The organism is Pseudoduganella sp. GW821-FHT12E03 (genome assembly GCF_058807115.1).
The window spans coordinates 51,963-76,675 of record NZ_JBXAQJ010000020.1; the positions used below are offsets into that span (position 1 = coordinate 51,963).

At 62.1% G+C, this 24,713-nt stretch carries 23 protein-coding genes and 6 tRNA genes; 12 read left to right on the forward strand and 17 right to left on the reverse strand.

Going from position 1 to position 24,713, the window contains the following annotated elements; all coding sequences use genetic code 11:
• The first annotated feature begins 117 nt into the window (after positions 1-117).
• The 5 genes from AC1RRC_RS32065 to AC1RRC_RS32085 all read left to right on the forward strand — a co-directional run bounded on the left by AC1RRC_RS32065 (position 118) and on the right by AC1RRC_RS32085 (position 3,303).
• A complete protein-coding gene (locus AC1RRC_RS32065) occupies positions 118-594 on the forward strand; it encodes a putative metalloprotease CJM1_0395 family protein (protein WP_493059899.1) in 477 nt (158 codons plus the stop codon).
• A 52-nt stretch (positions 595-646) separates the two neighbouring features.
• Entirely contained in the window at positions 647-862 is a 216-nt protein-coding gene (locus AC1RRC_RS32070) for a hypothetical protein (RefSeq protein WP_493059900.1), read from the forward strand.
• Between the two features lie 77 nt (positions 863-939).
• Complete coding sequence (locus AC1RRC_RS32075) at positions 940-1,917, forward strand: hypothetical protein (RefSeq protein WP_493059902.1); 978 nt, start codon at positions 940-942, stop codon at positions 1,915-1,917.
• Between the two features lie 91 nt (positions 1,918-2,008).
• Positions 2,009-3,172 (forward strand): methyltransferase, encoded by a 1,164-nt coding sequence (locus tag AC1RRC_RS32080; protein WP_493059903.1) that lies wholly within the window; start codon positions 2,009-2,011, stop codon positions 3,170-3,172.
• Between the two features lie 54 nt (positions 3,173-3,226).
• Positions 3,227-3,303 (forward strand) — tRNA-Met (locus tag AC1RRC_RS32085).
• A gap of 590 nt (positions 3,304-3,893) precedes the next feature.
• Here AC1RRC_RS32085 and AC1RRC_RS32090 read toward each other — a convergent pair.
• Positions 3,894-4,373, reverse strand: a complete 480-nt coding sequence (locus tag AC1RRC_RS32090; RefSeq protein WP_493059904.1) for a hypothetical protein — start codon at positions 4,371-4,373, stop codon at positions 3,894-3,896.
• A gap of 341 nt (positions 4,374-4,714) precedes the next feature.
• On the opposite strand from AC1RRC_RS32090, the gene AC1RRC_RS32095 reads away from it, so the two are divergent.
• Positions 4,715-4,791 (forward strand) — tRNA-Met (locus AC1RRC_RS32095).
• A 52-nt stretch (positions 4,792-4,843) separates the two neighbouring features.
• Complete coding sequence (locus tag AC1RRC_RS32100; RefSeq protein WP_493059905.1) at positions 4,844-5,596, forward strand: hypothetical protein; 753 nt, start codon at positions 4,844-4,846, stop codon at positions 5,594-5,596.
• A gap of 183 nt (positions 5,597-5,779) precedes the next feature.
• Here AC1RRC_RS32100 and AC1RRC_RS32105 read toward each other — a convergent pair whose 3' ends face one another.
• Both AC1RRC_RS32105 and AC1RRC_RS32110 read right to left on the reverse strand, forming a co-directional pair.
• Positions 5,780-6,661 carry a cupin domain-containing protein gene (locus AC1RRC_RS32105; protein ID WP_493059909.1) on the reverse strand — a complete coding sequence of 294 codons (882 nt, stop codon included), beginning with the start codon at positions 6,659-6,661 and terminating at the stop codon, positions 5,780-5,782.
• Positions 6,654-8,414: a GMC oxidoreductase gene (locus AC1RRC_RS32110; protein ID WP_493059911.1), complete on the reverse strand. Its 1,761-nt coding sequence runs from the start codon at positions 8,412-8,414 to the stop codon at positions 6,654-6,656. Before AC1RRC_RS32110 ends, AC1RRC_RS32105 begins: the two co-directional genes overlap by 8 nt.
• Before the next feature lie 338 nt (positions 8,415-8,752).
• Between AC1RRC_RS32110 and AC1RRC_RS32115 the strand changes: the two genes are divergently transcribed.
• From AC1RRC_RS32115 to AC1RRC_RS32130, 4 genes are all read left to right on the forward strand, one after another.
• Entirely contained in the window at positions 8,753-10,396 is a 1,644-nt protein-coding gene (locus AC1RRC_RS32115) for an acid phosphatase (protein WP_493059913.1), read from the forward strand.
• Between the two features lie 106 nt (positions 10,397-10,502).
• Positions 10,503-10,727 (forward strand): hypothetical protein, encoded by a 225-nt coding sequence (locus tag AC1RRC_RS32120; protein ID WP_493059914.1) that lies wholly within the window; start codon positions 10,503-10,505, stop codon positions 10,725-10,727.
• Between the two features lie 161 nt (positions 10,728-10,888).
• A complete protein-coding gene (gene dbpA / locus AC1RRC_RS32125) occupies positions 10,889-12,298 on the forward strand; it encodes an ATP-dependent RNA helicase DbpA (protein ID WP_493059915.1) in 1,410 nt (469 codons plus the stop codon).
• 42 nt (positions 12,299-12,340) lie between these two features.
• Positions 12,341-12,727: a VOC family protein gene (locus AC1RRC_RS32130; RefSeq protein ID WP_493059916.1), complete on the forward strand. Its 387-nt coding sequence runs from the start codon at positions 12,341-12,343 to the stop codon at positions 12,725-12,727.
• Positions 12,728-12,729: 2 nt separating this feature from the next.
• Here AC1RRC_RS32130 and AC1RRC_RS32135 read toward each other — a convergent pair whose 3' ends face one another.
• Together AC1RRC_RS32135 and AC1RRC_RS32140 are read right to left on the reverse strand one after the other, a co-directional pair.
• Positions 12,730-13,143 (reverse strand): hypothetical protein, encoded by a 414-nt coding sequence (locus AC1RRC_RS32135; RefSeq protein WP_493059917.1) that lies wholly within the window; start codon positions 13,141-13,143, stop codon positions 12,730-12,732.
• 42 nt (positions 13,144-13,185) lie between these two features.
• Positions 13,186-14,850: an amidase gene (locus AC1RRC_RS32140; protein WP_493059919.1), complete on the reverse strand. Its 1,665-nt coding sequence runs from the start codon at positions 14,848-14,850 to the stop codon at positions 13,186-13,188.
• 176 nt (positions 14,851-15,026) lie between these two features.
• Between AC1RRC_RS32140 and AC1RRC_RS32145 the strand changes: the two genes are divergently transcribed.
• Complete coding sequence (locus AC1RRC_RS32145) at positions 15,027-16,871, forward strand: DUF4214 domain-containing protein (protein ID WP_493059921.1); 1,845 nt, start codon at positions 15,027-15,029, stop codon at positions 16,869-16,871.
• Positions 16,872-16,929: 58 nt separating this feature from the next.
• On the opposite strand, the gene AC1RRC_RS32150 is transcribed toward AC1RRC_RS32145, so the two are convergent.
• The 12 genes from AC1RRC_RS32150 to AC1RRC_RS32205 form a co-directional block, all read right to left on the reverse strand.
• Entirely contained in the window at positions 16,930-17,505 is a 576-nt protein-coding gene (locus AC1RRC_RS32150) for an elongation factor P (protein ID WP_493059923.1), read from the reverse strand.
• Between the two features lie 133 nt (positions 17,506-17,638).
• Positions 17,639-18,790, reverse strand: coding sequence for an elongation factor P maturation arginine rhamnosyltransferase EarP (earP, locus tag AC1RRC_RS32155; RefSeq protein ID WP_493059925.1), 1,152 nt, complete (start codon positions 18,788-18,790; stop codon positions 17,639-17,641).
• A 74-nt stretch (positions 18,791-18,864) separates the two neighbouring features.
• A tRNA-Glu gene (locus AC1RRC_RS32160) sits at positions 18,865-18,940 on the reverse strand.
• A 58-nt stretch (positions 18,941-18,998) separates the two neighbouring features.
• A tRNA-Glu gene (locus tag AC1RRC_RS32165) sits at positions 18,999-19,074 on the reverse strand.
• A gap of 58 nt (positions 19,075-19,132) precedes the next feature.
• Positions 19,133-19,471: a cytochrome C oxidase subunit IV family protein gene (locus tag AC1RRC_RS32170; RefSeq protein ID WP_493059926.1), complete on the reverse strand. Its 339-nt coding sequence runs from the start codon at positions 19,469-19,471 to the stop codon at positions 19,133-19,135.
• An 8-nt stretch (positions 19,472-19,479) separates the two neighbouring features.
• The gene (locus AC1RRC_RS32175; RefSeq protein ID WP_493059927.1) at positions 19,480-20,142 is read right to left on the reverse strand and encodes a heme-copper oxidase subunit III family protein; all 663 of its coding nucleotides are present in this window, start codon (positions 20,140-20,142) and stop codon (positions 19,480-19,482) included.
• 10 nt (positions 20,143-20,152) lie between these two features.
• Positions 20,153-20,803 carry a cytochrome c oxidase subunit 3 gene (locus AC1RRC_RS32180; RefSeq protein WP_493059929.1) on the reverse strand — a complete coding sequence of 217 codons (651 nt, stop codon included), beginning with the start codon at positions 20,801-20,803 and terminating at the stop codon, positions 20,153-20,155.
• Complete coding sequence (locus AC1RRC_RS32185) at positions 20,800-22,617, reverse strand: cytochrome c oxidase subunit I (RefSeq protein WP_493059931.1); 1,818 nt, start codon at positions 22,615-22,617, stop codon at positions 20,800-20,802. Before AC1RRC_RS32185 ends, AC1RRC_RS32180 begins: the two co-directional genes overlap by 4 nt.
• Positions 22,618-22,627: 10 nt before the next feature.
• A complete protein-coding gene (locus AC1RRC_RS32190; protein WP_493059933.1) occupies positions 22,628-23,773 on the reverse strand; it encodes a cytochrome c oxidase subunit II in 1,146 nt (381 codons plus the stop codon).
• Between the two features lie 109 nt (positions 23,774-23,882).
• Positions 23,883-24,374, reverse strand: a complete 492-nt coding sequence (locus tag AC1RRC_RS32195) for a hypothetical protein (protein ID WP_493059935.1) — start codon at positions 24,372-24,374, stop codon at positions 23,883-23,885.
• A gap of 152 nt (positions 24,375-24,526) precedes the next feature.
• Positions 24,527-24,602 (reverse strand) — tRNA-Glu (locus tag AC1RRC_RS32200).
• 35 nt (positions 24,603-24,637) lie between these two features.
• Positions 24,638-24,713, reverse strand: a tRNA-Ala gene (locus tag AC1RRC_RS32205).

The window sequence follows — 24,713 nt, forward strand, 5'->3', positions numbered from 1 at the left end:
TTCACGAGAATCCGGTCATCCGGTACCTGTTCAACGCGGGCGCGGCGCGGCAGTTGACGCGCGGGGGCCGAATACAACACCTTGTTACAATGTAGTGGTCTTCACCGGCACGCCACCATGGGTATCAGCGCCATTACCGCCACTTCGGGTTCGTATCCGCCTGCCGAGGCATCGGCCGGCGCGGCGCGGGCGCGCCAGGACAAGGTGGAGCTGACGCCGGAACAGCAGGCGCAAATCGACAAACTCAAGGCCGCCGACACCAAGGTGCGCCAGCACGAACAGGCGCACCTGGCGGCGGCCGGCGGCCTGGCCAGCTCCGGGCCGACCTACACGTACCAGCGCGGGCCGAACGGCGTGAACTACGCGGTGGGCGGCGAAGTCAATATCGATACCTCGCCGGGCGGCACGCCGCAGGAAACTATTGCCCGGGCGCAGCGCATCCAGGCCGCCGCCCTGGCCCCGGCAGATCCTTCCGGGCAAGACCGCAGCGTGGCGGCGCGGGCCGGCCAGATGGAACGCGACGCGCGCGCTGAACTGCAACAGGCCTATACAACCGAGGCCAAGCCGCGCCCGGCCATCGATGTCGAGGCATAGCGTACCCGGCGCGCAATGCTAAAATCCGCGTTTTACCTGAAATCTTTTCACCATGTCCAAACCAGCCCGTACCCTGACCTTCAAATGTGTCAAATGCAACAAACCAGTGACCTTGTATCTGCAAAAAGTCTCGGCGTGCTCGCATGTCCAGCCGTACCAGGGCCTGTGCGCTTGCGGTGAACTCCGATTGCACGCCACCGGCCAGGCGGATGCGGTAAAGTCGTTCCTGGAAACCGGTGAAGTGCACCACCATCACCACCACCACTGATCCCGGACCTCAAGAAATCCGGAAATCTGCCGATGTATTAAAGGAAACCACCGATTAGCCCTGCACCAGGTGCTGCCATGACCAATTTAAGCCCTTTGACTTCCCGTTCATTCCTCCCCACCGCGCTGCCTGCCCAGGCGGAGAAAAACGCGCGCGCGGACAACGCGCCGCTGGTGGACAAGGCCAGGAATGACCTGGTGTCGCTGTCAAAAAACGGCATCGACCTGCAGCAGCGGGTGGAATCGCTGGGCCATTCCACGGTCGACCTGGCGCAAAACCTGGTGGGCAGTTTCGCCCAGCAATTGTTTGGCGACGCCGCCAAGGATGCGACGATTTCCTTTGATTCGGTCAGCCTGGACACGTCCGCCTCGTATGCTGCCGGCATCGCGCACACCGAAGGCGCCGGCCGCGTGTCCGACGCGGCCGCCTTCAGCCTGACGGAAAGTTCGCACTTCATCGGCAAAGGCACGATCACCACAGCCGATGGCCGCACCCTCGATTTCGAAGTGGAAGTGCAATACGATTACGCGCTGGAAGCCGCCGCCAGCCGCAGCCAGTCGGCCCAGGGCGCGCTGCCGGGCAAATCTGGCGAAGCGCCCCGCTCCGCCGCCGATCCGTTGCCAGAAATCAAGTTCCCGGACATCCGCTTCCCCGGCAGCCTGCAAGACTTGTTCCGCCTGTTCGACAAACCGTTGAAAGCCGACGTCGTGCAACAAGACCAGGGCCAGGGCAACGACCAGAAACTGGGCTCGCTGTCCCTGCGCCTGCTGAGCCTGGTCGACAGCAAGGGCCCGCAAGACATTTACCACCCATCCGACCGCTCCAAGGCCGTGGCCAATGCCTATGGCAAGGAAGCGCTGCCGGCCACACCGGGCGCGCTGGCCGATGCCCAGGCGGACGCCGTTGCCGATGCCGTCGCCAACAATGCGGCGGAGTCCGCGACGACCGACGCTGCCACAGCGGCGCCAGCCACCGCACCCGCAGCCGAACCGGCCGTAAACACGGCAGCCAGCACGGCGGCGAATACCGTGGAAACGCCGGAACAAACCGGCTAAGTTCCCGGCCCCGTATAATAGGGATCGCCCAGCGAACCGCCGCCCTTGCGCGGCGGTTCTGCCGTTTACACCCTACAACAAGAAAATCCCCATGGAATCCACCGCGCCCCAACTCATCCACTGGACCGAAAACGGCGAACAGCGTTCCGCCCGCTGGCGCTCCGAAAGCAACATGCCGCCGCCGAAACGGGTCGTCATCGCCGACGACACCACCAATGCCGACACCGCCTACCGCCTCGCCTGCGAAGGCACAGCGCTGCTGTGGCGCGGCGATTATCAAAACGCGAAACAGTTGTTGCAAGCACTGGCGCGCCGCGCCGACCACAAGGGCGGCGGAGGCAAGCGCAAGGCCAAGGCCGCCAAGGCGCCCGCCACGCCCACCGAAGCGTTCCATCTGCACCGCCAGGCGCAATCGCAGCGCGGCCGCACCCTGGCCATGCTGCTGATTCCGTTCGATGCGGATTACACCATCCCGCTGCGCCGCGCGCCGGACGTGAAGCTCGCGTGCAATGAAGCGTACGGCAAAGGCGAGCAACCCTTCATCGCGTCGCTGCGCGAATTGCTGGGCCTGATCGGCGCCCACGAATGGCGCCGCAACGGCGTCATGATTCCCGCGCTGGGCGAACGCATCCATCCGCATTACGGCGTGTTTTCGCCGGTGCGCGGCGAATACGTGGCACTGGTCAACGAAACACCGTTGCCGCGCGGCACGCAACTGGCGTTCGATATCGGCGTCGGCACCGGCGTGCTGTCGGCCGTGCTGGCGAAACGCGGCATTGCCCGCGTCATCGCCACCGACCAGGATCCGCGCGCGCTGTCATGCGCCAAGGAAAACCTGGCGCTGCTGGGCGTGCAGCAACAGGTGGAACTATTGAAAACCGATTTGTTCCCGGAAGGCCGCGCCAGCCTGGTGGTCTGCAATCCCCCATGGGTGCCGGCACGCCCCAGCTCGCCCATTGAATATGCGGTGTTCGATCCGGACAGCGCCATGCTGCGCGGCTTCCTGGCGGGCTTGAAAGACCACCTGCTGCCGGGCGGCGAAGGCTGGTTGATCCTGTCCGACCTGGCCGAACACCTGGGCTTGCGTCCCCGCGAGCAATTGCTGGAGTGGATCGCCGCCGCCGGGCTGACCGTCAAGGACCGCCACGACGTGCGCCCCGTGCATGCCAAGGCAGCAGACGCCACCGATCCGCTGCACGCGGCACGGGCCGCCGAAGTGACTTCCTTATGGCGTTTGGCAGCGATTTCCAGCTAATTTTATAATTTCCTTGCATAAAGGAACGTGGGCCGTTATAGTTACGGCCTCAGACGCGGGGTGGAGCAGTCTGGCAGCTCGTCGGGCTCATAACCCGAAGGTCACAGGTTCAAATCCTGTCCCCGCAACCAGATTCAGAAAAGCCGGTGATTTCAATAGAAATCACCGGCTTTTTGCTTTTCCGAGGCGCTCCACTTAGTGAGCCACGCGCATGCGAATCGAAGCGCCCCGCCTTATCCGCAACCGACCGGCGTCTATTATTTCCGCGTCAAACTCGAGGAGGCCCTGGAGGTCCAACTCATGGGGCGTTATCTGCGAGATGAAAACACTCGCTGGGGCATACTTCTGCTGGTCTATCAGACCGAGCGAGCGGAGGGTTGGGAGAAGCCGTCAGGATCAGGTTACTGGACCTTTGCCGAGGTTGTGGAGCATCTTCGAGCCCGCGCCCGCGACATAGCGGCCAAGGACAGCCTGGCGCCGCAGATGCGTGTGTGTGTAATCGATGTGTCCAAGGTTCCTCGAAAGCCTCCTAAGAAGCCGAGTTAGATTAGAGCCGCTGACAGGGGGGATGTCCCATTTTTCGCCACCAGTCTAATTTGTCTGAAACAGCACAAGTTCGGTCTAGTCATGTCCAGAATCGCCAAGGCGCCAGATTTTCTAGACCGAACTCGCCTCTGCAGGAAAATCCTTAGACCGGGCTAGCCTACCAGCCCGCACCAGACTAGACCACCTTGGACATTTCAATTTTCCCGATAGACCGCTGTTGCAGCAGATTATCAAAGCGCGTTCTGCAATCGGCCGCGCGGATCCAGTAATCATCGCCCGGAAAGCGCAGCCAAACAAAACGCCATGCGTTGCGCCCCTTGGCGTGGCGATTGGCGAATAACGACGGCGTCAACGATGTACCATCTTCGGAAACGATGTGATCGCCTACCACCTTTGCGAATTCAACGTTGTCGCAGTGACTGGTTCGTAAGCTGGTTCCGTCGGGCAAGAAAATGCTCTTCCACTGAAATCCGCGCATGGCCCGCCCGTTCCTGCGCAGTGCGAGCTGCTCTTTATCAAGCGCCAACCATCGCTGCACCAAGTCAGTCACGAAGGCCTCCAGCTTGACACTTGGACGTGTTTCCATAAGGTGTAGTTCGAGGTCCAGTAAATCCCCTATGGGCAGGTAGATCGGCCGCTTCGGTTCATATGCCATGATTCAATCCTTTCGAGATGTGTCTAAAGATTGGACCGGTGAAATGGAATATGGTTCGTTTTAGCGTTTCGCCCTTTGGCACTGGATCAAACTAGACTTTCGCCATGAATTTGTAGACGATTCTCGACTCCCGCCCCGGGGTTTTCGCCCGAACTGGACGCAGGTGACCCCAAATATACTGATCTAGACCATGGATTATTTTGGCATGCCCCCCATGCTCTCGGAGACGCGGCAAGCACTGGCGAGCCACCCCTACAGGACGGGGTCCGCCAGCCTTCAGACGGACGTCGTGACGTTCCCTTGCGCAACTTGCCCCCACCCTATATAATTGCGGCCTCAGACGCGGGGTGGAGCAGTCTGGCAGCTCGTCGGGCTCATAACCCGAAGGTCACAGGTTCAAATCCTGTCCCCGCAACCAGATACTAAAAAGCCGTTGCCATGCAACGGCTTTTTGCATTGGCAGACGCGAAATGATGACGCCACACTCCCTTTCCCGCTGGACGGCGATGCTGCTGGTGACTGCATGCCTTACTGGTAACGCGCAGGCGGCTGACGCGCCAGCCTGGCCCGACACCTATGTGCGCCGGCTGCAGGCACAAGCCCTGCTGCAGACCCTGAACGCCAATATCCTCGCCAGCACCAGCGCCACCTTGACCCTGGAAAAATGGTGTGCCGACCATGGCATGGCCGGCGACGCAAAAATCGTGGCGCGGCAACAGCCCAACGCCAACCTGCCCGCCACGCCGGAGCAGCGCGCCAGACTATCCGTGACACCGGATACGCCACTGAAATACCGCCGCGTGCAACTGTATTGCGGCGAGCACTTGCTGTCCGAAGCGGATAACTGGTACGTGCCCGGCCGCCTGAGCGCCGCCATGAACCAGTTGCTGGAACAGACCGACACCCCGTTCGGCAAAGTCGTGTTGCCGCTGGCGCCCTACCGCCGCACCTTCGCCGCGAAAACCCTGTGGTCGCCGTTGCCCGAGCACTGGGAAAGCCTGCCGGCGCCAAGCACCGTCAACGTCAGCGCCACCGCCACCGTCGCAACGGGCGCGGCACCGGCCATGCCGTCGACGCCTGCGATGCCAGCCTTACTGCCCATCCCCGCCGCCCTGTTCGAGCACCGCGCCGTGCTGTACACGCGCGACCACGAACCGATCGCGGAAGTCAGGGAAACGTACCAGCGCGGACTGCTCAACTTCCCGCCGCCCGCCACACCGTAATCGCCGCAGCACCGCAACGCCACCGCCCGCCCCCCATTGTGGCGCTGGGCCACGACGAGCATGGGAGCATTCCGCCATGCCCATCGCGGTTGGCTCAGGCACTAAATTGGCTCAGGAACGAAACCGCGCCTGAGCCAGAGTCCAGCTACCGCCGGCTCCTCCGAAGAACCGGCATCCCCGCCATCACAGCTGCTGCGTACTCAGCCGGCTGATCACGTCCGCCTGCGCCGGGAAATCCGCCCTCAACCGCGCCAGCTGCTGCGCCGTGGGCAAGGCCGGATCAGCAGCCTCCCAGCCCGGCGCCAAGCTGCAGCCAAACAAGCCATAGCCCCCTTCCAGGATTTCACCGCCAAACCAGCTGCCGTGCGGCGCCACGGCCTGCAAGGCTTGCCCGCGCGACGGATCGGAACCGACATCCGTGACCAGGTAGCGCCCGTCCGGCGTAAAGCAGTGCAAACGAATCGGGTTGCCCGCATGGTAAAACCATTGCTCGTCCTGGTTCAGGCTGTGCAGCTGCAACACTTGCGGATCCTTGAGCAGGTAGTAATTGGTCGAGTAAAGCCGCCGGTCGCCATTGAAACGGTCCGGCAGCGCAAACTTCAGCGTGCCCTCCCCCGCACTGGCGACGGGCGCAAAGTACCCGCCCAGATCGATCCGCTTCAGGTTCAGTTTCGCGATCCAGTCGTCCGCACTGTCCTGCAACGCGAAGCAGACCGTGATGCCGATGATGTCGCCGGTGCCGGGCTGGCGCAACAGCCCTTTTTGCGTGACGATCTGCACTTCCCGCATGCCGCCCTTGCCATCCGGGACGGTAATGCTTTCATGCAGATTCAACACGGGCTTGCCGCTGGCCATCACTTCCTGGTCATATTTGACATGCTCGGCACGCTGGTCGACCTTGCCGATGATGTCGTCCTTGGTTTGTCCGGTGAGCCGGGCGAAGTTCTCATTACACCAAAGGAAGGTGGAGTTTTTATCTTTAAAACACAGATAAATGCCATCGCACCGGTCCATGACGTCTTCCACGCTCATCGGCGGGACCGTCTTCAGGACGCTCTCAAGCATGGCCGTCTCCTTTGCGAGCCAGTTTGTCCGCCAGGTCTTGCGCCAGCGCCACCATGGTCATGGTGGGATTCCACGACCCGCCCTGCGGCCACAGGCCGCCGCCCGTCACGTACACATTGGTGCTGCTGCGCAGCTTGTAGTCCAGGTCGACCGGCGCCTCTTCGCCTTCGCCGATAAACAGCGACGACCCTTCATGCACCAGCCCGGGCACGCGGCGCTGCGCCACGGCCGGCCGCTCGGCCGCCCAGTAACCCGCGTCCGGGTTCGACGGCTCCGGCGTGCCAACCCAGTACTCGGTCTGGCCCGCGCCCTTGCCCAGCACACGCTCGAGGATATCGAAGGTGGCGTCATCCATCGCATCCCAGGTTTGCAGGTCGGCTTGCGTTTCCTGGATTTGCAGCAGGGAATTGGTCACCGGATTGCCATCTTGCGGGTTACCGCGGAACCAGGTCTCGCTGTTGCGGTAATCGAGTTCGCCCAGCACCGCGCAAACGAACACCACGTGATCGGGCGACGTTTCCAACTGCGTCTGGGTGGCGGTGGCCACCACGTCCGGCATGTAGCGCAGCGCCGTGCCGGCATTTTGTTTTGGATTCTTGTCCGACAGCGCCGACAGCTGGATATGGAATTGCTGCTTGTAGTCGCCGTTGGCGACACCGGCCACATAGCAGGCGCCCAGTTCCAGGTCGCCGAAATCGCTGTTCGGATCGAGCAGCGCTTTCGGCACGCGCGCCACGATGGCGGTAATGAAGTGCGCGGTGAAGCGCTCGCCCACATTGGGTGCATCCGGGAAGGAATTGCGCACCAGAGTGGCGGGCGGCAACGTCCCCATTGCCAGGATCAGGTTGGCGTTCCCCAGCGGCAGGATGCCGCGCGAGGTTTGCAGCGCGGTGGCCACGCCATCCTGCTGCAGGATTTTTTCCACCTCACAGTGCGTGGCGATATCGATGCAGCCGCCGGCACTGCCCGCGCTGCCGAGGCGCACCCCGGCCAGCGCCAGCAATTCGCCCGGCGTGGAGAATTTCTGGAAGTCGATGCCGTCGGTGCTTTCCGCATTGCAGGCCAGCGGCGCCGCTTCCGTGCGGTACACGCCGGGTATCGCGGCGTCTTTCAGCAGTCCCTGCACGGTGTCCTGCAGCGCGCCATACACGGGACGGGTCTTGGCCACGGCCTGGGCCTCGGCGACAGTGCGCTGCTTGTCGATCTCGTCCACTTTTTTCACGCGCAACAGCTTTTCCGCCGAGCCGAAATTTTCCCGCGCGGCGCCGATGGTCGCGCGCGGCCAGCCATCCATTTCGTCAAGGTTCGGGCGCGGGCACCAGGCCGACCACAAGGTCGAGCGGCCGCCGAAGAATGGCACCATGCCATGCTGCCAGTGGATGTAGCGCTGCTGCTCCGGCGTGCCGGCCACGGTCTTCGCGGACAAGGTCCAGGGGAAGGTCTCCGACAGGCCGCCGATCGTGTTCTTGAATGGCAGCGGCAAATTCTGGAAGTGTTCCGGCAGGAAGAACGATCCGCGCTCGACAATGAGGATGTTCGCCTGCGGATGCTTTTCACGCGTGCGCTGCGCGAACGCCAGCGCGCAAAAACCGGAGCCGATGATCACATGGTCATACGGCACGGTCTCGCGTGCCTGCTTCCATCCCGCATTGGAAAGGAAGAACAAATGATCCATGACTTCCTGGCTGGTCGGCGATTGCGGACCCGGGGTGGGAAAACCGTGTTGCAGCTTATCCGATGCGGCAGCGCTCATGCATGTCTCCTGTTGAATTGTCCGGTGGAATGCCGGCCAACGGCCGGTCGAGACAGCGTATTACGCGGCAATTTTTCCAGGTAAACATTTTTTCATTGGCGAAATTAGCCTTGCACCGTGGAAGCTTCATAGGCAGGCCATACGGCTTGCCGTTAAAACAACTTGCATCCGGCAATCATTTTTTCCCCGCTAAATTAACATTTAAAAATTTGTAGACAAATGGCAACGCTATCAAAAACGCCTGTAACGTTTTGTAGGCTTTGCATAGTCGCAACAAAATTCCCACACGCAAGTGCTACACTTTGCCACTTGTAAAAATCCCTGATAAGGAGCTGCGCGTGACCGACAACAACGCCCCGGAACGTCCTTCCCGCCGCCGTATTTTCCAGGCGGCCGCCGCCACCGGCCTCGCCGCCACCTTGCCGTCCGCCGCGGTCGACGCCAAGGCGGCAACCAAGACCGCCGTCAAGCCGGTTTCGCTCGATGCCAAGCTCAAGGAGCACGTGAAAAACGTGGTCGTGATTTACCTGGAAAACCGCAGCTTCAACAACCTGTTTGCCGACTTCCCGGGCCTGGCGTCGCCGCTGGCCGGCCTGAAGCCTGAGCAATACCAGCAAAAAGATTACGACGGGACCAATCTGCCTGCCCTGCCGAAAATCTGGGGCGGCATGGTGCCGGATGCGCAAACCATCGGCGGCACCAAATACCTGATCGGTGAAGACGACGTCAAAGGCTTGCCCAACGCCCCCTTCAAACTCAGCACCCAGGATGGCAAGCCCTTGCCGGAATCAGTCATCACGCGCGACCTGTGGCATCTGTTTTACCAGAACCAGATGCAAATCAATGGCGGCAAGAATGACGGCTTCGTTGCCTGGGGCAACACCGGCGGCATGGTGATGGGGTATTACGGTGAAACCGCGGCCAACCTGGGCCTGTACCAGCTGGCGCGCCAGTACACCCTGTGCGACAACTTCTTCATGGGCGCGTTTGGCGGTTCGTACCTGAACCACCAGTTCCTGATCAGCGCCCGCCCGGCGGAATTCAAGAACGCGTCCGGCACCGCCGCGAAAAAGAAAATCTGCGTGCTGGCCGACGGCGACACCGGGACCCGCCTGGCCATCTCGCCCGACAGCCCGAAATCCGCCATGGACGGCAAACCCGTCTACGTCAACGATGGCTCGATTTCGCCGGACGGCTATGTGATCAATACCATGGCGCCGCCATACCAGCCGAGCTGGATCAAGCCCGCGCCGGGCGGCGATCCGAACCTGGCCAGTTCCAATGAAGCGTATTACCAGCCGCCGCAAAGCTATGACACGATCGGCGACTTGCTGTCGGCCAAGGGCGTCAGCTGGGCCTGGTATGGCGCCGGCATGCAGGCCGCGCTCGATGCCAAAGGCGGCGGCCCGAAGCCCAATTTCCAGTACCACCACCAGCCCTTCAATTACTTCACGCAATTCGCCCCGGGCAGCCGCGCCCGCGCCGAACATTTGCGCGATGGCGGCTTGGGTGACAGCCCGCTGTCGAACAAATTCCTGGCCGACGTGGTGGCGGGCAAGCTGCCAGCCGTCACGTTCTACAAGCCGCAAGGCAACCTGAACTTGCACGCCGGGTATTCCGATATCGAATCGGGCGACCAGCACGTCACCAACGTGATCGCCCACCTGCAGAAATCCCCGCAGTGGAACAACATGGTGGTGGTCATCACCTTCGATGAAAACGGCGGCTGGTGGGACCACGTGGCGCCGCCGAAAGGCGACCGCTGGGGCCCGGGTTCGCGCATTCCCGCCATCATCGTGTCGCCGCACGCGAAAAAAGGCGCGGTGGACCACAATTTTTACGACACCACGTCGATCCTGCGCTTTATTTCGCGCCTGCATGGTTTGCCCATGCTCGAGGGCATCAAGGTGCGCAATGACGCGTTTGCCGCGCGCGGCGCGCCGCCGCCGGGGGATTTGACGGGGGCGCTGAGTTTTCGCTGAGTTGTCACGGGGCCCGACGGATCTAGGTTTGTCGCGCCGCATGTGATACACTCCATGCCGCTTTACATTGCCAAGCCCGACTCTCGCAGCCGGGCTTTTGTTTTGAATGAGAGATAAAAAAGACAACGCGACGATAGACTTGCCGGGCTTTGGTCCGGCCGCGCCGATGGAGCCGGAGCCGAAACGCCCGCCGCCACCGCGCGTGCGCCGCGCTGCCATGAAACAGGTGCAGCTCGAGCTGCTGGAAGAGACCGATACCAGCGGCCTGCCAGTATGGAAGCGCGACGATGGCCTGGACCTGACCGGTTTACCGGTCTGGCAAAAAGACTGAATCGGCGCCTCCGCGCCGTCGCCGATCAGCAACCTCTTGTTCCCGCCGCGGGAATTCACCTTGCCGTCCACGCCGCAAACGCGGCACACTGAACGGCGCCGCCCATCAACCACAGCCGCCGCTTCTGTCCGCCGCTTCCGCCAACCGCATCCGTCCACACTATGTCCACTGCCTTCGATACCCTGCCCCTGCCTTCCGCCTTCATCGCCAACCTTGACGTGCTCGGCTACAAGCACATGACGCCGATCCAGGCCGCCACCCTGCCGGCCGTGCTGGAAGGCCGTGATTTGCTGGCGCAAGCCGCCACCGGCAGCGGCAAGACCGCCGCCTTCGGCATTGGCATGCTCAATAAACTCAATCCCGCCTGGTTCGCCACGCAGGGGCTGGTGCTGTGCCCGACGCGCGAACTGGCGGACCAGGTGGCCAATGAATTGCGCCGCCTGGCGCGCGGCGTCGGCAACGTGAAAATCCTGGTGCTGACCGGTGGCATGCCAATGCGCCCGCAAATCGCTTCCCTGGAACATGGCGCGCACATCGTGGTGGGCACGCCTGGCCGCATCCGCGATCACATCAGCCGCCAGACCATCAACCTGTCGACCGTTGGCACCCTGGTGCTGGACGAGGCGGACCGCATGACGGACATGGGCTTTTATGACGAAATCGCCGGCATCGTGTCGGCTTGCCCGAAACGCCGCCAGACCCTGCTGTTCTCGGCAACGTACCCGGACGATATCCGCGCCGCGACGGAGCCGTTCCTGGCCGACCCGGTCGAAGTCATCATCGAAGCGCAGCACGACAACAGCAAGATCGAACAGCGTTTTTATGAAGTCGGCTACGACGACCGCGACAAGGCGGTCGGCCGCTTGCTGAAACACTTCAATCCCGCCTCGGCGATTGCCTTCTGCAATACCAAGGTGCATTGCCGCGAACTGGTGGAATCGCTGCGCGCCGATGGCTTTACCGCATTGGCGCTGTATGGCGAACTGGAGCAGCGCGAGCGCGATGAAATCCTGGTGCTGTTCTCCAACCGCAGCGCCAGCGTGCTGGTGGCCACCGACGTGGCCGCGCGCGGCCTCGACATTTCCAACCTGGAAGCCGTGATCAACGTCGACGTGTCGAAAGATACCGAAGTGCACATCCACCGCATTGGCCGCACCGGCCGTGGCGATGAACAGGGCCTGGCGCTGTCGCTGTGCGCGCCGAATGAAAAGAAATGGGTCAAGCTGATCGAGGAATACCAGGGCGCTCCGGTGCAATGGCACGACCTGGGCGACCTGCCGGACAATGAAGATTCGGTGGCCGACCCGGCGCCGATGATGACCCTGTGCATTTTGGCCGGCAAGAAGGACAAGCTGCGTCCGGGCGACGTGCTGGGCGCGCTGACCGGCGACGGCGGCTTGTCGAAGGAACAGGTCGGCAAGATCAATGTGTCGGAATTCATGACCTATGTCGCGATTGACCGCCGTGTCGCATGGGACGTGTTTGGCCGCCTGACCAAAGGCAGCCGCGAAGGCGCCGACTTCGGCAGTTTCAAGGGCCGCAACTTCAAGATGAAGTTCATCGAGGTATAAATCTGCTACAGTGGCCAGATCACATCTGGCACGGAGCACATTATGCGTATCGGTCTGTCGGGCATCATGGTGGACAACCAGGACAAGGCGCTGGCGTTTTATACCGGCGTGCTGGGTTTTACGGTGAAAAACGATCTCCCGATGGACCCGTTCCGCTGGCTGACGGTGACGTCGCCGGAAGGCGCCGAGGGCGTGGAACTGGTGCTCGAACCAATTGGCTTCCCACCCGCCCACGCCTACCAGACGGCGCTGTTCGCGGCCGGCATTCCCGCCACCGCTTTCCTCACCGATAACATCGACGCGGAATACCGGCGCCTGAAAGAACTGGGCGTGGTATTCCGGGGCGAGCCCAGCAACATGGGGCCGATTATCGGGGTGATGTTTGAAGATACCTGCGGCAACCTGATCAACCTGGTGCAGCCGCTTTAATCTTATAATCCGAACAAGTCGCGCGCGTTCAGCAGCGCATAAATGATTTCCGGCTTGCGCTTCATGCAGCGCCGGATCGCGGCGGGAATCGCTTCCCGCGTCTTGCGGCATAACCCCTTTTTCTCGGCCAGTGCGATGGTCAGGCCCATCACGGTGCGCACTTCATTGTCGCCCGGCTCGATGGTCAGCACGATGCCCAGCTGTTGCTCCAGCTTGGACCGCACGCGCAGCAATTCCTCGTAGGTTTCAATCGCTTCGATGCGTTCGCACAGGCGCTTTTCCTCGTCCTTGGTCAGGCGCAGGATGGTGCAGTCGGCGCCTGGCGTGTCCAGCAAATCGTCGCGCTGGCATACGCAGGCGCCAGGCGGGCATTCTTTGCGGATGGGGAACGGCAAGTCCGGCATGGCATCCTTCATGTGGGTGTGCCAGTGCAGGATAAGCCAGGCCCGCCGCCTTCGTCAAACCGTCAGCGTCGGCGAAATGGTGGCCGGGAATTGCGGCGCCTTGCGGTGATGCGTGGCTTGCTCGAACGCGTAGGCCATGCCGATCAGGCTGGCGTCGCTGTATGGCGCGCCCACCAGCGACAATCCGACCGGCAAGCCATGCACATAGCCGGCCGGCACCGTGATGTGCGGATAGCCGGCCACCGCGGCGGGCGATGAAAAACTCATGCCGGTGTTGTCGCCGGAAATGAAGTCGGTCAGCCACGCGATGCTGCCGGTGGGCGCCACCAGCCCGTCCAGCCGGTGCTCGGCCAGCACCTGGTCGATGCCTTCGTCGCGCGCATAGCGGTGGTTGTGCGCCAGCGCATCAAGGTACGCCTGCTCGTCGAGCCCGCCCTTGGCTTGCGCCCGCTCCAGCACATCCTGGCCGAAGTACGGCATTTCCTGCGCACTGTGGCGGCGGTTGAATTCAATCACGGCCGCCATGTCCCGCACCGCCGCGCCGGGCGCGTATTGCTTCAGGTATTGCGCCAGCCCTGCCTTGAATTCATACAGCAGTACATCCATTTCCGTGTCGTCATAGCGGCTCACGTTCGGCACCTGCACATCCACCAGGATCGCACCCTGCGCCTGCAGTACCTGCAGCGCGGCATTGATTTGCGCATCGACATCGGCCCGGTGGCCAAAGAAGTTGCGCGCCACGCCCAGGCGCTTGCCTTGCAGCGCGTTGGCGTCCAGCGCCTGCGCATAATCGGCGGTGCGGCCACGGCAACCTTCGGTCACCGGGTCGTCCGGGTCACAGCCCGCCATGGCGGTCAGCATCAGCGCGGCGTCCGCCACGCTGCGCGCCATCGGGCCGGCGGTGTCCTGCGCCTGCGCAATGGGAATGATGCCGCTGCGGCTGACCAGCCCCAGGGTCGGCTTGATGCCGACCAGGCCGCAAATCGAGGCGGGCGACACGATGGACCCGTCGGTTTCCGTACCGACCGCAATGGTGGCCAGGGCCGCCGCCACCGCCGCCGCGGAGCCGGAACTCGAACCGCTGCAATTGCGGTCCAGCGCATACGGGTTGCGCGTCAGGCCGCCGCGCGCGCTCCAGCCGCTGACCGACTGCGACGACCGCATATTCGCCCATTCCGACAAATTGGTCTTGCCGAGGATGACCGCGCCGGCGGCCCGCAGGCGCGCCACCAGGCAAGCGTCGCGCGCGGCCTTGACGCCGGCCAGCGCCAGCGACCCCGCCGTGGTGCACATGCGGTCGCCGGTGGCGATGTTGTCTTTGATGAGCACCGGGATGCCGTGCAACGGCCCGCGCACCTTGCGGTGCAGCCGCTCGCGGTCCATCTCCAGGGCGATCTTCAGCGCTTCCGGATTGAGTTCAATCACGGCATTGAGGCGCGGACCGGATTTGTCCACGCTTTTGATGCGCGCCAGGTATTGCGACGTCAGCGCGTGCGAGGTCAGCTTGTGCGCCGCCATGAGTTCTTGCTGCGCCAGCACGCCGGCATCGAGGATGCCGGGTTTATACATCGATGCCGGCGTTGCCGCCTGCAATGGCGGCGCCACGGCGGGCGCGGCCATTGCCGCCGGGTGTGACGGCAAGGTGGCCGCGTCGGTGCGCGACAGGCCGGCGGCGGCTCCGGCCGCCAGCCCCATCCGGACAAAGTCCCTACGATCCATGCCAACTCCAGGCGTGGTGCATGGCGGGGCCATTGCCCCGCTGCATCCGCAGCCCGATTTACTCTGTCGATGACACCAGAGGTTGCTCAGCAGTACCGTGCGGCGGTTTTTTTGTTAGTTGATGCACAATTTATCGGCCAAATTTCGACAACCTTTAAGACACTTTTCTTACGATAATGCAAGCCAACACATCAACTATCATCCAAAGTGGCGTCACCGCCACCGACATCGGTCCGCGCCAGTCCGGCAATGGCCGTTTTGCCGCCTTCACCACCAATCAGAACTTGTCTGATTCCGATACCAACCTTGCCACGGACATCTACGTCCGCAACCTGCAAACCGGCACCGTGGTGCTGGCATCGAGCGCCGCCGGTGGCGCCACGGCGCTGGCCGGGGCCTCATCCGGCGCCAGCCTCAGTGCCGATGGCCAGACCGTGGCATTCCAGTATACCAACGCCAGTGCGCTGGTCGACATCCTGGTGAAAAACCTGGCGACCGGGGCGCTGACCAACGCGTCCACCGACAGCGGCGGCGCGGACGCCAACGGCCACAGTTACAACGCCGAGCTTGCCGGCAATGGCCGCTACGTTGCCTACCTCAGCAAAGCGACCAACCTGGTGGCCACCGACACCAACGGCCGCGATGACGTCTTCCTCAAGGACTTGCAAACCGGCGCCGTGCGCAATATCTCCACGACGGCTGCCGGTGTGCAAGCCGACGCGGACAGCAAGGAAATCGCGATCTCGGCCGATGGCCGGCTGGTGGCGTTCACCAGCTATGCCGCCAACCTGGTGCCGAATGACGGCAGCAATGCCGACATCTTCGTCAAGGACACGGCCAGCGGCAGCCTGCAGCGCATCAGCACGGATTCGTCGGGCAACGCCGCCAATGGCAACAGCGACCACGCGGCATTTTCCGCCAATGGCCGCTACGTGGTGTTTGCCAGCCAGGGCAGCAACCTGGTGCAGGGCGACACCAATGGCACGCGCGATATCTTCCGCAAGGATTTGCAGACCGGTGAAACCGTGCGCGTTTCCGTCACGGCCGATGGCGTGCAAGTGACGGGCGATTCCAGCGACGCATCGGTTTCCGCCGACGGCCGCTACATCGCGTTTTCCAGCACGGCCCGCTTCACGGCGGGCGATGCCGATGGCAAGTCCGACATCTTTATCAAGGATATGCAAACCGGCGCCGTGACGCGCCTGTCGCAGTCGGGTTCGGCCAGCGACTACAACTACCTGGAAGGCGGCGCGCTGGCCAATGACACGCTCAGCGTGCTGTACACGAATTACAAATTCACGGCCGGCAAGGCCACCGATGTGCGCAACCTGGTGAAAGCCGATGTCGGCGCCGGCTTTGGCGACCTGGCCGGCCAGACCATCAATGGCGGCGCCGGCGTCGACACGATCCTCGCCAACCAGGGCGCCGACCGCATCACGGGCCTGGGCGGCAATGACGTCATCGATGGCGGCGGCGGCGTCGATACCGCCGTCTTCCTGGGCGCGCGCGCCAATTACACGATCGCATCCGGCACCGGCGGCCTGACGGTGACCGATAACACGGGCGCCGACGGCGTTGACGTGCTGGCCAATGTCGAGCGCCTGCATTTTGCCAATGCCGATGTGGCCTACGATATCAATGGCAATGCCGGCATCGCTTACCGCATTTACCAGGCCGCCTTCGACCGTACGCCGGACGCCGCCGGCCTTGGCTACTGGATCAAGCAAATGGATAACGGCGTCAACCGCTTTGACGTGGCGAAATCGTTCCTGGCTGGCGCGGAAGCGCAAGCGGTGTATGGCGCCAACCCCGGCAACGCCACCGCGCTGAACCTGTTCTACAACCACGTGCTGCACCGCAGCGCCGACAGCGCCGGGTTTAATTACTGGCTCAATATCCTCGATACCGGCGTGGCGTCGCAGTCGGCCGTGCTGGCCAGTTTTGCGGAAAGCGCGGAAAACCAGGCGGCGCTGATAGGCGTGATGCAAAACGGCATGACGTACACGCCGTGGGCTGGTTAACACCCTAAAAAAAAACGCTGCACCAATGTGCAGCGTTTTTTTTTCGACGGCCGGCGTATTAGTTACGCACGACTTTCTTGTACTCGTGGGTACGGGTGTCGATTTCAATCACGTCGTCCTGGCTCACGAACAGTGGCACCTGGATGGTGAAGCATTTCGATTCGATCGCGTTTTCGATCTTCGCTTCTTTCAGCACGTTACCCGAGGTGTTGCCCTTGACTGCTGGCTCCGAGTAGATGATCTGGCGAGCGATGGTGGTTGGCAGTTCCACGGAGATGGCTTTGCCATCGTAGAACACGGCTTCGCATTCCATACCGTCTTTCAGGTAGTTGATGGCTTCGCCCAGGTTTTCTTCTTCGATTTCGTACTGGTTGTACTCTTCATCCATGAAGACGTACAGTGGGTCAGCGAAGTACGAGTAGGTCACTGGCTTCTTGTCCAGAACAACCACGTCGAACTTGTCGTCGCCACGGAAGACGTTTTCCAGCGGAGCGTTCGTCAGCAGGTTTTTCATCTTCCATTTGTAGGTGAAGCCCGTGCGGCTCGAACCGTTGACGTCGGAACGCAGAACGATGAAGGGCTTGGCGTCAACCATGATGATGTTGCCAACACGAATTTCTTTTGCGGGTTTCATAGCGAATTTACTTAAAAAGTAGGTTGCGTAAAAATCATCTGCGCCTGTTGGCTCACGCCGTCAGCCCAGGTGTGATCGGATAAAAATACGTTGCAGAGTAACCGCGCATTATGCCGGTTTTTTCTTTGACCGTCTACCGGAGCGAGCGGGCGAAGCCCAGCAGGTTCGATGCCAGGTCGCCATGGGCCAGCATTTGCTGCTCCCATTCGGCGGCCCGGGCCGCCAGACCCGGCAAGGCCGTGTGGAGCGCTTGCCACAGGACGGGCCAACCGCCCTGCCCCCCGGCCTCTTGCGCGCCGTTCCAGCACAGTGAAAAATCGTTCAGCGCGCCATGCCGGCCGTCCGCATAGCGCTGCAGGAAGGCACGCAATTTCTTGTGATGCAAGTTTTCATCTTGGGCATAAATATGCCAGACGAACGGTTTGCCGGCCCACTGGGCGCGCACCCACGAATCCTCGCCGCGCACAAAGTTCACGTCGCACGCCCACAGCAGGCGGTCGTAATCCGGTTGCGGGATGAACGGCAGCACCCGGATCGTCAGCGCGCCGCGCGTCACGGCTTCGCCCGCCTTGGGCGCATGGCCAAAAAATGCCTGCACGGCATCCACCGCCACGCCTTCCGGCGCCAGGCACGTCACCGGTTGCAGGCCCTGCCGCCACGCTTCCAGCATGGCCGGCACCGGCCCGTAAGGATAGCAAAACAGCGACACCAGCAACGCTTGCTGTTCCTGCGGCGTGACACCGAGGCCGCCAAGGAATGCCTGGCGCGCCGCCGCGTCATGCTGGAAAGCGTGACGTTCGATGGCCACTCCGGTCTCGCGCAGCAAGCCGCCGGTTTTGCCGGTATAGCCGGGGAAATAGAAATGCTTGGTTAATGGCAAACGCGGATGCGACGACGGCAAGGTGTGGCAGCCTTCGACCCACTCTTCCGCCGTCAAGCCTTCCAGGTTCAGCCACACCGGACGCGGTTCGCAGCGCGCCATGGCATCGATATAGCCGGGCGGGATGTCGCAGCCAAAAAATTCAATCACGATATCGGCCACCTCGGCCGCGTCATACACCGCGTCTTGCGTATGCCAGTGCCGCACCGTCACACCGTCCACGGATTGCGTGGCCGCGGTCACGTCGACCGGCGGGCAAATGCGGCGGAAGCTGGCGAGATCATCGACCCACAGGGTCACGGCAACGCCATGCTCCGCCGTCAACTGCTTCGCCAGGCGCCAGCAAATGCCGATGTCGCCATAGTTGTCGATGACTTTGCAAAAAATCGCGAGGGTGGTGGACATGGCCGGCCTTTCGGAAGCGAAAAAGAAAAAAGCCGCGCAAGGCGGCTTTGTTTCTCAACCCTTGCGGGTTTGTCTGGCGTCCCCACGGGGATTCGAACCCCGGTACTCACCGTGAAAGGGTGATGTCCTAGGCCTCTAGACGATGGGGACAGAAAATCTGTCGTGGCCTTGAATCACTTGCATTCGTACGCACTACACTTCAATGACTTGGCGTCCCCACGGGGATTCGAACCCCGGTACTCACCGTGAAAGGGTGATGTCCTAGGCCTCTAGACGATGGGGACGTCGTGAAGCGTGCGCGCATTTTAGCACGCACCGTTGATGAATATCAAGGTTGCAGGGTCAACTGAAAAACGCCATGCGGGTGAAAAAGGTGTAATCGCCTTCGATCAGCATCAGGGCCACCAGCACCAGCAATGCCGTCGGCGGCACCAGTATTGTATAGATCAGCGCCAGCCGTTCCCATTTCAAGTGCATGAAAAAGGCCACGATCAACCCGGCTTTCAACATCATCAACACCAGGATCAGGGTCCAGCGCAAATAGCTTTGCACGTGGAAGTAATCGACCAGGTACGACAAGGTACTGAGCACGAACAGCCAGCCCCAGATTTTGAAATAGATGCCGATCGGGTGTTGCGAATGTCCCGACCCAGGTTCCGATACAGCGGCGCCGTTCGACATGCTGCCTCCTACCACAGGTAAAACAATGCAAAGATAAATACCCAGACCAGGTCGACGAAGTGCCAGTACAAGCCGGCGATTTCAACGATGTCGAATTTGCCACCCCCGGGCCCGTGGTCATAATGCCCCGCCGCCAGTTTGCGCGCGACGATCACCAGGTAAATCACGCCGGCCGACACGTGCATGCCGTGAAAGCCCGTGATCATGAAAAAACAGGAACCGAATTGCGCGGCGCCCATGGGGTTGGACCATGGCCGCACACCTTCATGGATCAGCTTGGTCCATTCAAATGCCTGCATGCCGACAAACATGGCGCCGAACAGCGCCGTCACCAGCATCAGCCGCGCCGCCACCTTGCGGTCGCCACGGTAGGCGAAATTGACGGCCATCGCCATCGTGCCGCTGCTGGTGATCAGCACGAACGTCATGATGGCAATCAGGATCAGCGGCAAGGTATGGCCCGCGATCGTCAGCGCAAACACTTCACTGGGATTGGGCCACGCATCGGTGGCGCCGAGGCGCACCGTCATATAGCCGGTCAGGAAACTGCCAAAAATAAACGTGTCGCTGAGCAGGAAAATCCACATCATCAGCTTGCCCCACGGGACGTGGTAAGCCTCGCGGTCCGCCGACAAATCATTGACTACTGCACCCCAGCCTTGCCGTTCCATGGCGGCCTCCTCACTTCGGCAGCGGCGTGCGCAAGCCGACACTTTCACAGACGATTTGCACGAGATCCGGGGTGACCCAGAACAGCAGCGCAAACAGCACCAGCCACAGCCCCAGCAGGTAGTGCCAATACTGCGCGCACAGCGCAATACTGCCGGCCAGCCGGTACCGCGCCAGCCCGCCCATCGCCTCCCCCTGCAGCAACGCCCTGCCCGCCAGCAGTGCGGCCAGCAAGCCCCCGATCACATGCAAGCCATGCAGCCCCGTCAACATGAAAAAGAAGCTGTCGGCGGGATTGCCATCGACCCGGTATTGCATTGCGATCATGGCTTGCCATGCCGACCACTGCACTCCCAGAAAGGCCAGCGATAAGGCGCACCCGGCCATGCCGGCACGCCGCCCGTCCGACTGGTGCGCCCGGCGCCGCGCGATTTCCCAGGCAATACACGCCCCCACCAGCAGCGCGGTACTGAGCCACAATTGCCACGGGATATAGCGCAGCGGCTGCCAATCCGCCATCGCCATCCGCATCACATAGGCCGCGCCAAACAGCATGAACAGCGACGTGATCACGCCAAGGAAAACCCACAAGCCGGCGCGCCGCGCCACATACGATGCGCCCGGCAGGGTTGGCGCCGCGGCGGAATGGACCAGGGTATTCATGCGGGCTTCCCTCCATCGAGGCCGGGCGCCAGTCCGTGCGGCGCGGCATGCCCGCCATCGCCCTCATCCGGCCCCGTGGTTTGCGGCAGATAATCGGTATCCACACCCGGGTGGCCATAGTCATAGGCGCCCCGGTACACAACCGGCAATTCCGGCCCCCAATTGCCATGCACGGGCGGCGTCTGCGGCGTAAACCATTCCAGGCTGGCTGCGCGCCAGGGATTGCCGCCGGCCGGCTGGCCACGGAAAGTGCAGTAGATGAAATTGAAGACAAACACCAGTTGCGCCACACCGACAATGAGGGCGGCAATCGTGATGAATTCATTCATCAGTTGCGCCGAAGGCGGGATGAAACTGTAATTTTCATAGGCGTAATAACGGCGCGGCATGCCGAGGATGCCGAGGTAATGCATGGGGAAGAAAATCGCATAGGCGCCGATGAACGTGACCCAGAAATGCAGCTTGCCCAGCGCTTCGTTGTACATGCGCCCGCTCATTTTCGGGAACCAGTGGTACAAGCCGCCAAACACCGCCAGCACCGGCGAGACGCCCATCACCATGTGAAAGTGCGCGACCACGAAATACGTGTTCGACAGCGGGATGTCGACGCTGACATTGCCAAGGAACAGGCCGGTCACGCCGCCCAGCACAAAGGTGCTGATGAAGCCCAGCGCGAACAACATCGGCACCGTCAGGTGGATATCGCCGCGCCACAGGGTCAAGGTCCAGTTGTAGACTTTCAGCGCGGTCGGCACCGCGATGATCAGGGTGGTGGTGGCAAAGAAGAAACCGAACCACGGATGCATGCCGCTGACATACATGTGGTGCGCCCACACCACGAAGCTGAGCCCGCCAATGATGACGATGGCCCACACCATCATGCGGTAGCCAAAGATGCATTTGCGCGCGTGCACGCTGACCAGGTCGGAAATGATGCCAAACGCCGGCAAGGCGACGATATACACTTCCGGGTGCCCGAAGAACCAGAACAGGTGCTGGAACAGCAGCGGACTGCCGCCCTTGTGGTCGAGCTGCTGCCCCATCGACACGATGGCCGGCATGAAGAAGCTGGACCCCAGCGCCTTATCGAACAGCATCATGACGCCACTGACGAACAGCGCGGGAAACGCCAGCAGCGCGAGGATGGTGGCGACAAAAATGCCCCACACCGTCAGCGGCATGCGCATCAGGGTCATGCCGCGCGTGCGCGCCTGCAAGATCGTCGTCACATAATTCAAGCCGCCCATGGTGGCGGCCGCGATAAACACGACCAGTGAAACCAGCATGGCGACGATGCCGCCGTCGACACCGGGCGTGCCGGGCAAGATCGCTTGCGGCGGGTAGAGGGTCCAGCCCGCGCCGGTCGGGCCGCCGGGCACAAAGAAGCTGCCGAGCAGGATCAGGACCGACGCCAGGTAAAACCAGTAGCTCAGCATGTTCAGGAACGGGAACACCATGTCGCGCGCACCCACCATCAGCGGGATCAGGTAGTTGCCGAAGCCGCCCAGGAACAGCGCGGTCAACAGGTACACCACCATGATCATGCCGTGCATGGTGATGAACTGGTAATAGCGCTGCGCATCGATGAAGGCGAACTTGCCCGGATACCCCAGCTGCAGGCGCATCAAGTCAGACAGCACCAGCGCCACCAGGCCGACAAAGATCGCCGTGATCGTGTATTGCACGGCAATGACCTTGTGGTCCTGGCTCCACACGTATTTGGTGACCCAGCTCTGCGGCCCATGATCGTGCCCGTCGCCATGGTCGTGGCCGCCGCGCGCGCCGTTGCCTTGCTCGTTTCCCTCATCCGCCATCACCGCCTCCCTACTTCAAGGTCTTGATGTAGCCCACCAGCGCCGCGAGCTCCGTGTCCGACCACGGTTGCTGCGGCATCACGGGCGGATAGCCCTTGACGATGCTGGCCTTGGGATCGGCAATCGCCTGCGTCAGGTAAGCGTCATCCGCCACCACGCTGGTGCCGTTATCCAGTGTTTCATTCTTGCCGTACAACCCTTTCCAGGTCGGCCCGACACCCGGCGTGCCATCGATGGAATGGCAGGCGATGCAGCCGCGCGCCTGCGCCAGCAATTTACCCTGCACACCGATATCGGCGGCCGCGCCGGCGCCCGCCCCCACCGCACCGGCGCCCGCCCCGGCAGCGCCGGCCGCCGCGGATACGCCGGCTTTTTTCGCGGCAAAGGTCGGTTGCGACGCCAGCCACGCGGCATAGGCCGGCGCTTCGTCGACGATCACCCAGCTGCGCATGTTGGCATGCCCGACCCCGCACAATTGCGCGCACAGCACTTCGAACTTGCCGGTCTTGGTGGGCGTGAACCAGAACGACGTCACCATGCCCGGCACCATGTTCATGCGGGTACGGAATTGCGGCACATAAAAATCGTGCAGCACATCTTGCGAACGCAGCAGGACTTTCACGGCGCGCCCGATCGGGATGTGGATTTCCTGGCTTTCCACCAGCACGTCGTCCTGCCCGTTCGGGTCTTGCTCGCTGAGGCCGAAGGGATTCTCCGGCTTGATGTGGCTGACGTCGGTTTTCCCCAGCTTGCCATCCCGGCCGGGCAAGCGGTAATGCCATTGCCATTGCTGGCCCATGACTTCGAATTGCATGGCGTCGGCGGGGGCGTTGATGAGTTTGGCGTAGACGTCGAGACCGGGCGCCAGCATGACGGCGATCCCCAGGCTGGTGATACCGATCAGCCACCATTCGAGTTTTTTGTTGTGGCTTTCACGCGACGCGCGCATGCCGTCGCGGTGGCGGAACTTGACCACGGCATAGGCGACAAACAAGTTGATGAGGATGAAGATGGCGGCGGTGATGTACAGGGTCAGCATCAGCGCGTCATCCATTTGCTGCCAGTTGGACGCGAGCGGGGTCAGCCACCAGGGGCTGGCAAAGTGGAATACCACGGTGCCGATCACGATCAGGATCAATGCCAATGCCATCGCCATACGCAGCCCCGCCCGTCAGATGCTTCGCTCTGAACGGAGTGTCCCGCGCGGACGCATGCGGACGCTGCGCCTGGCCCGGCCACTCCCCGGCCCTGCCCACTACGAAAAGCTACGGATTTTCCATGCGCCGGTAGATATAGGCGCTCGACATGCCAAAGATTACATGGCCGATTGCCGTCGACCAGCCGCGCAACTCAGCAAACCACGAGAAGGCGCCCACCATGCCATAGAAATTCAGCACGTACAGCACCAGCCCGAACACGGCGCCGGCAAACAGCACCATCGGCGTGGAGGAATCAAGCTGGAATGGCGCGATGATGGCAGCGAGCATGATGCCAAAGGCGACACCGAGGATGTAATGCACCGCCAGCGCCGCCACCACGATGCCCAGGCTGTAGCCGGTTGTCTGCAACACGTCCCAGCCCAATACCATCGCGGCCACCATGCGGGTGGCGAGCCACGGATCGCCCTGTGCCATGAATGCGGTCCAAGCCAATTCCAGGACCATGAGGATACCGCCGGCGCCAAAGCCGGCAACCGCTGCGGCCGCCCAGTCCGGCTGGCGCGCAACCCAGCGATGCGAATGCATATGCAGTTCCATGACCGTCTCCCGGTGCGTCCGGCAACTTCGAATGGTTACCATGGACGTCGTTCAGTTTAGGTCAGATTCGTCAACATGCAATCGCAACAAGATTGACGGGTAGGGACGTAAAAAAACCGCCTCGGGGCGGTTTGATCGGCAACACAATTCTGTGGCGTCCCCACGGGGATTCGAACCCCGGTACTCACCGTGAAAGGGTGATGTCCTAGGCCTCTAGACGATGGGGACCATGGAACTTCCGGCACTACAATAGTCTGCGCTGTTGGTGGAGGTAAGCGGGATCGAACCGCTGACCTCTTGCATGCCATGCAAGCGCTCTCCCAGCTGAGCTATACCCCC

Excerpts from the sequence above, each read along its gene's own strand:
- AC1RRC_RS32065 (WP_493059899.1), top strand. The coding sequence starts at position 118 with ATGGGTATCAGCGCCATTACCGCCACTTCGGGTTCGTATCCGCCTGCC.
- AC1RRC_RS32070 (WP_493059900.1), top strand. The coding sequence starts at position 647 with ATGTCCAAACCAGCCCGTACCCTGACCTTCAAATGTGTCAAATGCAAC.
- AC1RRC_RS32075 (WP_493059902.1), top strand. The coding sequence starts at position 940 with ATGACCAATTTAAGCCCTTTGACTTCCCGTTCATTCCTCCCCACCGCG.
- AC1RRC_RS32080 (WP_493059903.1), top strand. The coding sequence starts at position 2,009 with ATGGAATCCACCGCGCCCCAACTCATCCACTGGACCGAAAACGGCGAA.
- AC1RRC_RS32090 (WP_493059904.1), bottom strand. The coding sequence starts at position 4,373 with ATGGCATATGAACCGAAGCGGCCGATCTACCTGCCCATAGGGGATTTA.
- AC1RRC_RS32100 (WP_493059905.1), top strand. The coding sequence starts at position 4,844 with ATGATGACGCCACACTCCCTTTCCCGCTGGACGGCGATGCTGCTGGTG.
- AC1RRC_RS32105 (WP_493059909.1), bottom strand. The coding sequence starts at position 6,661 with ATGCTTGAGAGCGTCCTGAAGACGGTCCCGCCGATGAGCGTGGAAGAC.
- AC1RRC_RS32110 (WP_493059911.1), bottom strand. The coding sequence starts at position 8,414 with ATGAGCGCTGCCGCATCGGATAAGCTGCAACACGGTTTTCCCACCCCG.
- AC1RRC_RS32120 (WP_493059914.1), top strand. The coding sequence starts at position 10,503 with ATGAGAGATAAAAAAGACAACGCGACGATAGACTTGCCGGGCTTTGGT.
- dbpA (WP_493059915.1), top strand. The coding sequence starts at position 10,889 with ATGTCCACTGCCTTCGATACCCTGCCCCTGCCTTCCGCCTTCATCGCC.
- AC1RRC_RS32130 (WP_493059916.1), top strand. The coding sequence starts at position 12,341 with ATGCGTATCGGTCTGTCGGGCATCATGGTGGACAACCAGGACAAGGCG.
- AC1RRC_RS32135 (WP_493059917.1), bottom strand. The coding sequence starts at position 13,143 with ATGAAGGATGCCATGCCGGACTTGCCGTTCCCCATCCGCAAAGAATGC.
- AC1RRC_RS32140 (WP_493059919.1), bottom strand. The coding sequence starts at position 14,850 with ATGGATCGTAGGGACTTTGTCCGGATGGGGCTGGCGGCCGGAGCCGCC.
- AC1RRC_RS32145 (WP_493059921.1), top strand. The coding sequence starts at position 15,027 with ATGCAAGCCAACACATCAACTATCATCCAAAGTGGCGTCACCGCCACC.
- AC1RRC_RS32150 (WP_493059923.1), bottom strand. The coding sequence starts at position 17,505 with ATGAAACCCGCAAAAGAAATTCGTGTTGGCAACATCATCATGGTTGAC.
- earP (WP_493059925.1), bottom strand. The coding sequence starts at position 18,790 with ATGTCCACCACCCTCGCGATTTTTTGCAAAGTCATCGACAACTATGGC.
- AC1RRC_RS32170 (WP_493059926.1), bottom strand. The coding sequence starts at position 19,471 with ATGTCGAACGGCGCCGCTGTATCGGAACCTGGGTCGGGACATTCGCAA.
- AC1RRC_RS32175 (WP_493059927.1), bottom strand. The coding sequence starts at position 20,142 with ATGGAACGGCAAGGCTGGGGTGCAGTAGTCAATGATTTGTCGGCGGAC.
- AC1RRC_RS32180 (WP_493059929.1), bottom strand. The coding sequence starts at position 20,803 with ATGAATACCCTGGTCCATTCCGCCGCGGCGCCAACCCTGCCGGGCGCA.
- AC1RRC_RS32185 (WP_493059931.1), bottom strand. The coding sequence starts at position 22,617 with ATGGCGGATGAGGGAAACGAGCAAGGCAACGGCGCGCGCGGCGGCCAC.
- AC1RRC_RS32190 (WP_493059933.1), bottom strand. The coding sequence starts at position 23,773 with ATGGCGATGGCATTGGCATTGATCCTGATCGTGATCGGCACCGTGGTA.
- AC1RRC_RS32195 (WP_493059935.1), bottom strand. The coding sequence starts at position 24,374 with ATGGAACTGCATATGCATTCGCATCGCTGGGTTGCGCGCCAGCCGGAC.